At 48.6% G+C, this 13,088-nt stretch carries 10 protein-coding genes; 5 read left to right on the top strand and 5 right to left on the bottom strand.

The window, feature by feature from the left end:
• Nucleotides 1-26 precede the first annotated feature (26 nt).
• Both QUA74_RS21525 and QUA74_RS21520 read left to right on the top strand, forming a co-directional pair.
• Nucleotides 27-2,180: a polyribonucleotide nucleotidyltransferase gene (locus QUA74_RS21525; RefSeq protein WP_333333309.1), complete on the top strand. Its 2,154-nt coding sequence runs from the start codon at nucleotides 27-29 to the stop codon at nucleotides 2,178-2,180.
• A 94-nt stretch (nucleotides 2,181-2,274) separates the two neighbouring features.
• Nucleotides 2,275-2,424, top strand: a complete 150-nt coding sequence (locus QUA74_RS21520; protein ID WP_333333307.1) for a hypothetical protein — start codon at nucleotides 2,275-2,277, stop codon at nucleotides 2,422-2,424.
• 38 nt (nucleotides 2,425-2,462) lie between these two features.
• On the opposite strand, the gene QUA74_RS21515 is transcribed toward QUA74_RS21520, so the two are convergent.
• Nucleotides 2,463-3,719: a HAMP domain-containing sensor histidine kinase gene (locus QUA74_RS21515; RefSeq protein WP_333333305.1), complete on the bottom strand. Its 1,257-nt coding sequence runs from the start codon at nucleotides 3,717-3,719 to the stop codon at nucleotides 2,463-2,465.
• On the bottom strand, nucleotides 3,712-4,386 hold the full coding sequence (rppA, locus tag QUA74_RS21510; RefSeq protein ID WP_333333371.1) for a two-component system response regulator RppA: 675 nt from the start codon (nucleotides 4,384-4,386) through the stop codon (nucleotides 3,712-3,714). Before rppA ends, QUA74_RS21515 begins: the two co-directional genes overlap by 8 nt.
• A 159-nt stretch (nucleotides 4,387-4,545) precedes the next feature.
• Between rppA and QUA74_RS21505 the strand changes: the two genes are divergently transcribed.
• Nucleotides 4,546-4,935, top strand: coding sequence for a hypothetical protein (locus QUA74_RS21505; RefSeq protein ID WP_333333303.1), 390 nt, complete (start codon nucleotides 4,546-4,548; stop codon nucleotides 4,933-4,935).
• A gap of 233 nt (nucleotides 4,936-5,168) precedes the next feature.
• On the opposite strand, the gene QUA74_RS21500 is transcribed toward QUA74_RS21505, so the two are convergent.
• The 3 genes from QUA74_RS21500 to QUA74_RS21490 form a co-directional block, all read right to left on the bottom strand.
• Nucleotides 5,169-6,491 carry a ferric reductase-like transmembrane domain-containing protein gene (locus QUA74_RS21500; protein WP_333333301.1) on the bottom strand — a complete coding sequence of 441 codons (1,323 nt, stop codon included), beginning with the start codon at nucleotides 6,489-6,491 and terminating at the stop codon, nucleotides 5,169-5,171.
• Nucleotides 6,492-6,919: 428 nt separating this feature from the next.
• Nucleotides 6,920-8,566: an alpha-amylase family protein gene (locus tag QUA74_RS21495; RefSeq protein WP_333333299.1), complete on the bottom strand. Its 1,647-nt coding sequence runs from the start codon at nucleotides 8,564-8,566 to the stop codon at nucleotides 6,920-6,922.
• A 123-nt stretch (nucleotides 8,567-8,689) separates the two neighbouring features.
• Nucleotides 8,690-9,913, bottom strand: a complete 1,224-nt coding sequence (locus tag QUA74_RS21490; protein ID WP_333333297.1) for a PQQ-dependent sugar dehydrogenase — start codon at nucleotides 9,911-9,913, stop codon at nucleotides 8,690-8,692.
• Nucleotides 9,914-10,788: 875 nt separating this feature from the next.
• On the opposite strand from QUA74_RS21490, the gene QUA74_RS21485 reads away from it, so the two are divergent.
• Together QUA74_RS21485 and QUA74_RS21480 are read left to right on the top strand one after the other, a co-directional pair.
• Nucleotides 10,789-12,132 carry an amino acid permease gene (locus QUA74_RS21485; protein WP_333333296.1) on the top strand — a complete coding sequence of 448 codons (1,344 nt, stop codon included), beginning with the start codon at nucleotides 10,789-10,791 and terminating at the stop codon, nucleotides 12,130-12,132.
• 25 nt (nucleotides 12,133-12,157) lie between these two features.
• Entirely contained in the window at nucleotides 12,158-12,823 is a 666-nt protein-coding gene (locus QUA74_RS21480; protein WP_333333293.1) for a class I SAM-dependent methyltransferase, read from the top strand.
• Nucleotides 12,824-13,088 lie beyond the last annotated feature (265 nt).

The following is a 13,088-nucleotide window of genomic DNA, read 5'->3' as shown; positions in this document are numbered from 1 at the left end:
TGTGGTAGATAAGGAAGCAGTGCTACATGGTAGAGATAGACAAGTCAATATCCTTCGATGGACGGGATATTAGACTGAAGATTGGTTTACTAGCGCCTCAAGCAGGCGGTGCAGTTTTGATTCAGTCGGGTGACACGGCGGTTTTAGTGACAGCGACTCGATCGCAGGGGAGAGAGGGAATTGATTTCCTGCCCCTGTTGGTGGATTACGAAGAGAGACTCTACGCTGGCGGTAAAATTCCCGGTGGATTTTTGCGCCGGGAAGGGCGTCCCCCCGAAAAAGTGACTCTCACGGGTCGTTTGATCGATCGACCGCTGCGTCCCCTATTTCCAAGCTGGCTGCGAGATGACATCCAAGTTGTAGCCACAACGGTTTCGATGGACGAACAAGTGCCACCGGACGTTTTGGCGGTGACGGGGGCTTCGGTGGCGATACTGCTGGCGAAAATGCCGTTTTACGGGCCGATGGCGGCGGTGCGAGTCGGTTTGGTAGGGGACGATTTCATCATCAACCCCACCTACAGCGAAATCAGAGAAGGCGAGTTGGATCTCGTGGTAGCTGGTTCTCCTGACGGAGTAATCATGGTAGAAGCCGGTGCCAACCAGTTGCCCGAACAGGATATCATCGAGGCGATCGACTTCGGCTACGAAGCAGCCTGTGACTTGATTCAAGCCCAGCGCGAAATTATGGCGGAATTGGGCATCGATTTGGTGGTAGAAGAACGGCCATCGCAAGATTCGGCCCTGGAAACCTTCATTCGCGAGCACGCCGAAGCCCCAATCCGCATCATTTTGTCTAAATTTGAACAAGACAAAAACCAGCGGAATGCAGCTTTGGACGAAGTTAAGGCAAATGCAGTCGAATCTGTGATCGCCGAACTCTCGGAAGACGATCCGGTAAAACTAGCCGCCAGCGCCAACAGCAAGACGATCGGCAACGTTTTCAAAGACGTTACCAAAAAAATGATGCGTAAGCAAATCCTCGAAGATGGCGTCCGTGTAGACGGCCGCAAGCTAGACGAGGTGCGACAAGTTTCTTGTCGCGTAGGGGTGCTGCCCTCGCGAGTACACGGCAGTGGGTTGTTTAATCGGGGGTTGACTCAAGTCTTGTCTGCTGCTACCCTGGGAACCCCAGGCGACGCCCAAGACTTAGGAGACGACTTGCACCCGCAGCAAGACAAACGCTACCTCCACCACTACAATTTCCCGCCGTTTTCTGTGGGAGAAACCAAGCCGATGCGATCGCCCGGACGCCGAGAAATCGGTCACGGAGCCCTGGCAGAACGCGCTTTGCTGCCGGTTTTGCCATCCAAAGAAGATTTCCCCTACGTGATTCGCGTAGTTTCAGAAGTCCTTTCTTCCGACGGTTCCACCTCAATGGGTTCAGTTTGCGCCTCAACGCTAGCATTAATGGATGCAGGCGTTCCCCTTTCCCAACCCGTCAGCGGCGCGGCAATGGGCTTAATTAAAGAAGGCGATGAAGTCCGAATTTTGACTGACATTCAGGCAATTGAAGACTTTTTAGGCGACATGGACTTCAAAGTAGCTGGTACCGACACCGGCATTACCGCTTTGCAGATGGACATGAAAATCAAAGGTTTGCCCTTAGATGTGATTGCCAATGCCATCCGCCAAGCCAAACCGGCCAGACTGCAAATTTTAGAAAGAATGCTGGCAACCATCGACACTCCCCGCAAGGAAATGTCGCCGTTTGCACCGCGTTTGCTAACCCTGAAAATCGATCCGGAATTTATCGGTTTGGTAATTGGGCCAGGTGGCAAAACGATCAAAGCCATCACCGAAGAAACCGGTGTCAAAATTGACATCGAAGACGACGGAACCGTGACAATTGCTGGCAACGACAGCGAAAAAGCTCAGCGGGCTTACAACATTGTCCAAGGCATGACGCGCAAGTTGAATGCAGGAGACGTGTATGTCGGCCGCGTAACTCGAATTATTCCGATCGGCGCTTTTGTGGAAATTTTGCCAGGAAAAGAAGGAATGATTCATATTTCCCAGTTAGCGGACTACCGCGTCGGGAAAGTGGAAGATGAGTTAGCTGTCAACGATGAAGTGATTGTCAAAGTGCGAGAGATTGACAATAAAGGTCGAATTAATTTGACCCGCTTGAACATTCATCCCGACGAAGCGGTAGCCGCCCGCGAAGCGTTGAATAAATAGTTGAGAGTTGGTAATTGGTAATTACTTGTAGAGTAATTGCTAATTGCTAATTGGTAATTAGTAATTGCTAATTGCTAATTGAGATTAAATCTGATTGTTTCAGATTGATTTGGGAGTAGAGTGCGCGACAGCGACAGATCGACAAAAGTGCGATCGGCTGTGGAAGTTAATACAGTCGCGCACTTTACCCTCGGCGGTTGAAACCGCAACTACACAATCGATCGCAACTCTGATTCAAGAGTGACAATCTTGGATGTCCCCGTTATAGCCGCAGGATATCTTCTATGACAGGGGCAGTTCTATTTGAAACAGAGAACCTTTCCCAACCTCGCTACTTACCGTTAGGTGTCCGCCGTGAGCTTCCACAATTTGCTGGGCGATCGCCAATCCTAATCCAGAGCCACCTTTCTTCCGTGTTCGTACCTCATCAACTCGGTAAAATCGATCAAAAATGTGTGGCAAATCTGCCTCTGGAATGCCGATTCCCCTATCTTCTATTTGAATTAAAATGCGATGAGATTGAGTCAATAACCGCAGCCACACTTTTCCTTCAGGTAAGGTATATTTGCAGGCATTGGTGAGTAGATTAGTGATAGCTTGTTTTAATAAATCAGAATTCCCTTTGATGATAACTCTCTCTTCTGGCAGTTCTAAATGTAGGCTTAAATGCTGGGCAACACCCTGTATTGATGAAGTGGCGATCGTATCTTTCAACAGGTCATTCAAGTGAATCGATTGAAGCGAGTTTGGGTCTAACTGTCCTGCCTGTCGTGCTAAAAACAAGAGATCAGTCACCAACCGATTCATCGACTTAGCCGTTTCAGCAATCTTTTCCAATCGAGAGTGCTTAGGCTGGCCGGCATCGACTGGGCTGAGTAAGCCAACTTGGGCATTGCTGAGTATAGTAGCAAGCGGTGCCCTTAGTTCGTGGGAAGCATCAGACGTAAATCGTTGCATTTGGGCATAGGCGTTTTGAATGGGTTGCATTGCCAATCCGCCTAAAAACCAACCTACTAGACTAATCGTGCCCAGGGTCAAGGGCACTGTTACCACCATCACAATCAGTAACTCTCTCAGTGTTTTCTGAGCATCCGTCAACGGGATGGCAATCTGGAGGTAGCCAATCGTGCGTCCGTTGTGGTCAACCGGAAGCGTTAATTGTCGCAGCCACTCGGGGGGAGACTCAATGGTTTGAAACGCCGCGATCACCTGAATCTGATCCGAGGGCTGCCTCCCATAAAACTGTTGCAGTTGTCCAGTCGCTGCATACCAGCGAGCGTAAACCACTTCACTGTCAGAGGGGGGAGAATAATTCCCCAGAATCGGAACCTTACTCAGATCGATTTGCTCTTTTCCCTGCCGCCAACCATAGTCAATATTGGCAGCCATGACTCTTGCTTTTTTGTAGAGTATTCGATCGCTCTCTTCTAAGCTGTTAACCGCTCGCTGGTAGTAAATGATGCCTGCAAAAATGATGAGAATAGTCCCCATCGACAGCGTAAACCAGTGGGCAAGATTGCGGCGGCTACGATTAAACATCTGGATTCAAGCGATATCCCATACCATATACGGTTTCTAGCCAACTGACAGCACCTATCATCTGCAATCGCTGCCGCAGACGACGCACTAGGACAGTAATCGCATTACTCTCCGGTTCGCTGCCCCACTGCCACAAGGCTTGTTCAATTTGGCTACGGGAGAGTACCTGACGAGGATGGCGCATCAGATACTCTAGAAATAGAAATTCCCGAGTCGATAAATGCAGACTTTGCTCCCCCCGTTCAATAGTCAGCGTTGATAGATGTAGAGTCAGATCTTCAACCTGTAAAGTATCCCCTTTCCAAAGTGGCGATCGTCGCCCCAATGCCCGCACCCGTGCCAGCAGTTCAAACACATCGGCAGGTTTGATGAGATAATCATCTGCTCCAGCGTCTAAACCGCTAATTTTGTCAACAATCGCATCTTTGGCTGTCAACATCAACACTGGGGCCGTTTTTCCCAGACGGCGGTATTGCTGGCATAAGCTTAAGCCACTGACCTCCGGTAATAACCAATCCAGGATCAACAGATCGTAGTCCCGCTTCGATAAAATCCACTGGGCTGTCGCCCCATCTTCTACACCATCCACAATATGTCCTGCCTCAGAGAGAGCAGCTTGAAGTGGCTCCAGTTGATCTACATCGTCTTCTACCAGGAGAATTCGCATCCGTCTAACCATTGTTCGGCAAATTGTATGTATGGTAGAGGAGAAATTTAGGAAAATCCTCCATCACAGGTAAGATTTATGCCAATCTGTTGCTAACTAAAATGTTGGTAGTTTCTCCAGATTATTTCGAGCAATCTAAATCTAAAATCCAACATTTCAATGGCTTTACCTCGCTTTTTACCACTTCTACACCGCGCTGCCTGGGAATTCTGGGTACCCCTGCCTTTAGTAGCAGCCTTATTCTGGACTACAGGTAACTTCATCGCGACCCAAATTCTCAGCCGTCCTTTTAACTCTGTGCACAAACTCCAGGCAGATAGACAGTTAAATCGGAGATTACCAGTAACAATCTTGAGCATAAATGCAGAAATCGATCGCAGCCTGGGTGTTACCACTATTTTTGTCAACACCAGTGACTCAACTTTAAAGAAGCTGGAATACGAGTTTCCAGTAACCCAAACCAGTCAGGTCGAAGCAGCGATCGCCCAAGAATTAGCAATGCCGATTGAAAATGTCCGCAAATTGATCAGCTACCGGATGAAGCACTAAGCGGATGATCGAAAAATTGCTGCACCATTCGCGAGTGGGAAATAGATCGAGTGCCGCCGATCATAAGCATGGATTTAGTGCCTTTGATGAGAAGGACTAGAAATTGTGTCTTCTCTAAGATCAATAGGCTCAATTCGAGTTTGAAGCCAGGCAAAGAGAACAGCAACTCCCAACAAAATGAGCGTTGTGCCTGCTACCAGTTGCAACATGATACTGTAACGCATAGCCCCCCATTAAGCTAAATCAAAGTGTTCCATGTGAACGTTCGTGACGGGAACATTTAGTTCAAATAACGCCCGCTCAACTGCATCCATCATCACCGGAGCCGCACAGACAAAGTAATGCCGACTGCCCCGATGAAGAGGAATGTATTTTTCTAATAATGCTTGGTCAACATAACCTGTGTCACCTGCCCAATCGTCATGAACTTTTCGCAACACATAGACGATCGATAGATCTAATTTTTCCTTTAAAGCATCTAGCTCTTCTTGATAGGTCAGGTCGTCCCAGGAGGAAGCCGCGTAGATGAGCAAAAAGGGGCGATCGTCCTTTCGTTCCGCCGCTGTCAACAGGATGCTGAAGATGGGTGTAATCCCCACTCCACCCGCAATCAGCACAAAGCCAGCGCTGTCCCAATAGCGCTCGGTCGTAAATACCCCATAGGGCCCATCCAAATACGCTCTCGTTCCCGGTTGAACATCTTTGATGCCTTTGGTGAAATCTCCGATCGCTTTGATACCAAACTCGATGCGATCGGCGCGATCGGCACTAGACGACATCGAAAACGGATGTTCTCGCATACTCAACGGGGTAATATTCAGCGTCAACCAGGCAAATTGACCGGGTTCAAAGGTAAAGCCTTCATGTCCCAGCGGACGCAATGCCAGCGTCCAGACATCACCCCGTTGTGGCAGCACTTCCTCTACCACATAGGGCTTTTTAGTCATCAACCAGGGTTTGACCAACCGCACATAAATGATTAGCCAGAGCGAGACGAGAATAATGCCTCCCCATAGCACAGCTTTCCAGAACAAGCTTAAATAATTGCCAACAGCGAGGGCATGTGCAAAGCCGAACCCCACTGCCACCACTGCCAGAATGGTGTGAGAGGCTCGCCAGGGTTCGTAGGGAATCTTTAGTGGTTTGCGCCAGATAGTTGTCACCACCATTGCCAGAAATGCCAGTGTACCCAAGACAGCCATCCGCGCCCGCCAGGGCGCCTGGGGAAAGTTGAGTAGTTGCAGGGTTTCCGGTTGAGCAATAAATAAGATAACTGGATGTACCAGCACCATGAAAAATGCCACCAGTGAGGTATAGCGATGAAACTGCAGCAGGATATCAATCCCGTAAGAGGTTTCGATCCGATTGACGCGGGCCGTCAGGATAAATTGCAACGCCATCATCGCCAACCCAATAAAGCCCAGTGCTACCGAAAACTCAGTCCAGAATCCACGTCCAGAGGGAGCCGGATGCAGTAACAGCACCAACAGAGGAAATAGAGTTAGTGACAAATACCCTACAATCCAGAGAACAGCAACAGCGCTCGGGCTATGCATCAACAACCTTTTCATAACAAACTCCTAGACTTTTCTGGATAGTTTTTTAGAAGTAACTTGGATTGATCGTAGTCCTGCTTTTAAAAATTCTGGAGACTCAATTCGAGTAGCATCAGAAATAGTGAGAAACGTTTTCAAACCAAAATCAAAACCTGCAATTTTACCTGACTTAGTTTCGATGTAGGTTCTGCCACATCATGCACTACAACAGCTAAAAACACTTCTCCCAGCGGAGTCCGTTTAACGGTAACAGTTTTAACTCTGCTTATAATTTCTTGACTTTTCCAGAACTGATAGATGCGCTTACCGATTTTGATGCGGTTAGCTCCTAATAACTTGTATCCAGCTTGTTTGAGGGTGAAAGATTGGTATTTCTTGACCTTTTTAAAAGATGGGGGTCTAACTCCTTTGCTGTGTATGGAAAGCTGTTAAAAAGGCTGGTTGCCCACGCGAAACCAATGGTAACCGTAGCCTTTGAGATGAATTTTATGAGCTGAATCCACGATCGCCTCATCGGGCCGATCTTCAAACAAATCAATCAAATATTTGTTGGCATCTTCTTTCAGTGTCAATGTTGCTGTACAGGCAGCTTCTGCCAGATTATGTACGGCAATAACCACCCTGCCCTGCCATTCACACCGATGGGCAAATACACTGGGGTGATTTGCCTCCAAGATTTGCCATGCGCCCCAACCAAACTCTGGGCATTCCTTCCGCACGCGGATGGCGCGTTCCATCCAGTTGAGCAACGAGTCAGGGTTTCGACGTTGAACCTTGACATTCAAATGCTCGTAGCTGTATTCGCCTTCGGAAATAACAGGAAGGAGGAGTCGATCGGCCGCGGCCGTCGAAAATCCACCATTGGGCGCACTCGACCATTGCATTGGTGTCCGAGCCGGATCGCGCTCGTTCAATGATAAGTCATCACCCATACCCAATTCTTCGCCATAGTTAATCACTGGCGTGCCTGGTAGGGTTAGCAGCAAACTATAGGTTAGTCGCAGTCGCTGAAGATCGCCGTTGACCATAGGAGCAAATCGACGACGGATACCGCGATCGAAAATCCACATTCGATCGCGATCGGGCGCAAATGCCCCTGCAATTTCGTCTTGCTGAACATTGGAGAGTTGATCGAGCGACAGTTCATCATGATTGCGAATAAAGTTTGCCCATTGCCCAATGGGGGGGACATCTGGCAATTCTTTAAATGCTTCAATTAGTGGAGTTGCTGTTTCCTGTGCCAGGGCAAGCATTAAATGTTGATTTCCCCAAAAGTTAAACAGCATTTGCATCCGGTTGCCATCCCCAAAATACCTGGATAGTGCTTCGGGAGGTTCATTGGCTTCTGCCAGCAAAATCGCATCTCCCCGTCGCCAGGAAAGAAAATTCCGCAGTTCATCAATGTAGATGTAAGGATCATCGACTTGCTCAAACAGGTTATCAGCCTGTCTCAGTTCAATGAGATAGGGAGCAGCATCAATCCGAAACCCAGATACGCCCAACATCAACCAAAAGCCCATGATTTTTTGAATCTCTATCCTGACTTCAGGATTAGTAATATTCAAGTCAGCCTGATGGTCATAGAACCGATGGGCATAATAGGCTTCTGCTTCTGGTTGATATGCCCACGTCGCTTTCTGAAAACCAGGGAAGATAATACCTTCTAGCAAATCCTCCGGTTTCTCTTTCGACCACAAGTAGTAGTTCCAGTATTTGGAAGTTTTATCTCTACAAGCTGCTTGAAACCAGGGGTGCTGATCAGATGTATGGTTGACAACCAAATCAACAATAACCCGAATTCCTCGTTCTTCTGCCCTATGGGTGAATGCAACAAAATCTCCCAATGTTCCTAAACGAGGATCGATGCTGTAGTAATCCATCACATCGTACCCATTATCTTTATTGGGAGATGGATAGAAAGGCATGAGCCAGATGCAGGTAACGCCCAACCCAGACAGATAATCAACGCGCTCAGTCAAGCCTGCAAAGTCACCAATGCCATCACCATTGGCATCCATGAAGGTTTTGACATCGATGCAATAGATGATGGCATTTTTGTACCAGAGATCCAGCATTAGAATTACCCATTCAACTCATAAAAGAACAGGTAAAGCAATCGATCGAGCGATCGTGATTCTCTACCTGTTTTCAATTTGAAGCCCAAAAGTGATCAGAAGGTGACAGGTTCAAAAACAGACTCAGCGAGTAATCCGAAGAATCTTGTCCTGTTCTGGTGGGCAACTGCCGCGACCATCACAATTACTGGTGGTCACATACAATTCCCCATCGGGGCCCATAATCGCTTCTCTGAGCCGTCCCTGCTGCCCCTGCAAATAAACTTCATGCTGCTGCACCTGACCCGATCGAGGATCAATGACGATTCGCTGCAATTGCTCTGCCCGCAGTCCTGCAACTATGAGGTTGCCTTTCCATTCAGGAATCGCATTGCCTGTGTAGATGGTGGCTCCTCCGGGGGGTAATGCCTGCTGCCACACGATCGCAGGAGTTACCAATCCTTGCTGTGATTCACAGCGGTAGATAGTGGGCCAGCCCAAATTATCACCTGCCTTGGCAACACTGACTTTATCGTGTCCCGATCGCCCTAACTCGCCACTGGGGCCATGATCGCTGACCCACAGAGTCGATACATTCACCCAATCAAACCCCTGAGTATTGCGAATCCCCAGGATATAAACTGGATTTCCTGGGAAGGGATTATCAGCGGGCACCTGGCCATCAGGGGTGACGCGCAAAATCTTGCCTGCAAGACTTTTGACATTCTGAGAAAGGTTTGGATCTCTGGCGTCTCCGGTGCCAATATAAAGCATCCCATCGGGACCAAACCGAATCCGTCCGCCGTTGTGGAATTGAGCAACCGGAATATTGTCAACAATGGTGCGATCGCGGGTTGCACTCACCCCATCCTGGGACAACTGCCAGCGTTCCACACGATTCACTGGAGTGCCATTTTGGTTGGCAGTGAAATACACATAAAAGAATCGCTTATTGGCAAAATCGGGATGAGCGGCAATGCCCAGTAATCCACCTTCACCGCGATCGCTAACATTGATGGTGGCGATCGCTTGGGGGCGCAGCTTGCCATTTTGCACTAGCCGCACCCGTCCCGATCGTTCAGAAACAAGCAGATCGCGGTTTGGTAAGAAGGCAATCCCCCAGGGAACATCCAGCCCTGTCACCACTTCCTCCACCCGTACACTCACCTGCCCCTGCGGACCAAACCCGTTTTCTACCAATTTGCAACTGGCTGGCTGGGCAGTTTGATTAGTTTGTGCCTGTTGCGCTTCACTACTGATTTGGACAGAAGCCGGTGTTTCGCGCACCTGCGTCTGGGGAGAACTGCAGCCAACTAGACCCATGATGCTGAACATTAGTCCACTTTTAAGAATGTTTGTTCGTTTCATGCCTTTTTACCTACTAATTACTTTTGAGCTATGCTCCAATTGCCATCAGTTTTTTTTGTGAATCAAAGAAAAGAGCTAACACCGCTTATCCACTTGTTCAAATCACTTTTTCTTGTAGACACGATCGATCGTCGTTTAATCACTTTTAAGCCGAAAATTTGCCGACAATACCAAGCCCCGATCTAGCAATCCAGTGGTTCTAACCATTCACAATAGTCCGGACTGTTTTCATATGGCCCAATGGCTTATTCTGTAGGACTTTGAGCCACTGTGGATAATTAAATCAATGTCAGCTCCACCCCGCTCGTTGCATTTAATTGGACTTTATTTATGATCCTTGCGCTGTAAAGATTGTAGTCTCGTTCCAAAAACTGTCCGGAGTATTGACCATTCAACAACATGATTGCTATTGTGCAAGATCGTGTAGAGCCGATCATCTTACAAAAGGCTGAGTGCAGTTTCTGGATTATCTGTGCGGTTGTCTGATTGGCGATCGAAGCGCTCATCTATTGATTTCAGGAGTGACGCGGATTTGGTAGATACTACCTCAACTGCAAGCAATGGTTCGTTCTGGTTTGATTATCCTGCAAACAATCGAAGCATGGGAGCCTGTTCTGAGTAATTAATTGGAAAAATGTGGGGATTGTCACCTTTGAGTCACATTTGCTGTTGACGCTAAGAGTAGACCTTGATTGTCAACCCTCTCCTAAATAGATTTTTAAGGATGAACAGTTCACGTTTCCAGCAACTCTTTTTAATTTCTGGTATCGTAGGAATTTTAATTCTTCTGAGTGGGCGTTGGATTTTTGGGCAAAACGGAAATTGCTTTACGCCTGGGTGTCGTTAAAAATTCTACTCGTTGAGAAGCTAAAACTGTGGATAGATTAGAGAACACTGCACTGGTAGAACGTAACGAATCCCTAACAGGGACTCCAAAACCCTCTATTACTTTAATTGATGCGATCGCCTTGATTGTCGGGCTAGTAATCGGCGCAGGCATTTTTGAAACCCCTGCTCTGGTCGCTGCTAATACCGGAACGGTTGGTGGTGTCATAGGAGTATGGCTGATAGGCGGTGTGGTGTCATTGCTGGGGGCACTTTGCTACGCGGAATTGGCAACGACATATCCCCATGTCGGCGGCAACTACTACTACCTGAAACGGGCATTTGGGCAACCGATCGCAGTTTTATTTGCCTGGGCACGCATGACCGTGATTCAGACTGGATCGATCGCGCTGCTGGCATTTGTGTTTGGCGACTATGCCTCTCAGCTATTTCGACTAGGTGGCTACTCGCCTGCAATTTACGCAGCACTCGCGATCGCCCTGCTCACAATGCTGAACATCATTGGACTGCGCCAGAGTAAAGGCCTCCAGAACTGGCTAGCGGTGATACTCGTTTTAGGCTTACTGCTGGTCATCGTAGTTGGTCTGGCCTCCTCCCCTCCTGCCGTCGGGCCCCTTTCCTCGAATGCCTCCCCTACCTCTTCCTGGGGCTTAGCGCTGGTCTTCGTGCTGCTGTCCTATGGTGGTTGGAATGAAGCTGCTTACATTTCTGCCGAAATTCACAACCCACAGCGCAATATTGTGCGATCGTTCCTCTGGAGCATTGGCATCATTACAGGACTTTATGTGCTGATTAATCTGGCATATCTGCGGGGATTGGGTATCGCAGGCATGGCCGACTCTCAAGCCGTTGCATCAGATTTACTGCGGCGAGTGCTGGGTGAACCGGGAGCCGCGTTTGTGAGTTTAGTGGTTGTGACCGCCACGCTGGGGTCGATCAACGCCAGCATCTTTACGGGGGCACGCAGCAGCTTTGCTCTGGGGCAGGATAGGTCTGCGTTTCGCTGGTTGGGACGCTGGCACCCGCATCCGAGTTCGCCGACAACCGCTTATTTATTGCAAGGTGCGATCGCCCTGACGCTGATTGGGCTGGGAACCTTCACCCGCAAAGGATTTGAAACAATGGTGGACTACACTGCGCCCATCTTCTGGTTTTTCTTTTTGATCAGCACCCTGTCGTTAATTGTTTTACGCATTCGAGAACCCGATCGACTCCGCCCGTTTAGCGTACCGCTTTACCCGATCATTCCCATAGTGTTCTGCGCCATTTGTGGCTATTTGCTCTATTCCAGCCTGGTCTATACAGGCGTCGGCGCGATCGCAGGGGTCATCGTTGTTCTACTGGGTATTCCCTTTGCCCGTCATACTACATAGCAACTTTTTTTGGAGATTTACGATCATGCAACTCAAAACCATTAGGCAATCACTCTTTGTTGGCGTTAGCATTCTCAGTTTTGCTGCGATCGGCTGTACCGAACAACGTAACTTTGAGACAGTGGCTCCAACTCCGGCTGCCACATCCCCAACTAATTCTGTTTCTGATCTGGCTCAAGCGACTCCTAGCCCCACAACAGAAGCTCCCACCCGTCAACCCGATGTCGTTTACGTTCCAACCCCTGTACCGGTTGTGAATGAAATGCTGCGGCTGGCAAACGTGCAAGCCAATGACGTGGTTTACGACCTAGGTAGTGGCGACGGTAGGATTGTGATTGCAGCCGCTCAAAAGGTTGGCGCGCGGGGCATTGGTATTGACATCAACCCAGAACGCATTCGAGAAGCTAACGAGAACGCCAAAAAGGCTGGCGTGACCGATCGTGTCGAGTTTCGTCAGCAAGATTTATTCCAAACAGACTTCAGTGAGGCAACAGTTGTCACGCTTTACCTACTGCCAGAACTTAACGTAAAACTGCGCCCCAAATTACTCAGTGAATTAAAACCAGGTACGCGCATTGTGTCCCATGAATTCGATATGGGCGAGTGGAAACCTGAGCAGGTAGTAAAAGTGGACGGCAGAACAGTCTACTACTGGGTTGTACCTGAAAATCCTCCTGCTAATTTGAAGTAGTGAGACTACGGCAGCTTGATGAGTGATACAGCGTATTCCAGCTTTATGAAGTACGCCGCGCAAAACCTGGTTTTTAGGAGTTCTCGCATCATTACTGATTCTGTTGCTCGAAACCCGGTAGATCGCGCTCTACATCTACATGGAATATGCTGTATTTTTTCTTGTGGGATGGGCCGGAGAGCCCGTCCTAATTAGGGCTTGCCGAAAAAGCCTAAAACCTCGACAGAGAAAGACTTTGAATGGTTTGAACGCTCCGCGTGTGCAA

Source organism: Microcoleus sp. LAD1_D3, from assembly GCF_036702135.1.
Classification (GTDB): Bacteria; Cyanobacteriota; Cyanobacteriia; order Cyanobacteriales; family Microcoleaceae; genus Microcoleus.
Note: the sequence above shows the minus strand (reverse complement) of the source record. Positions and strands in the feature narration are given on the sequence as shown.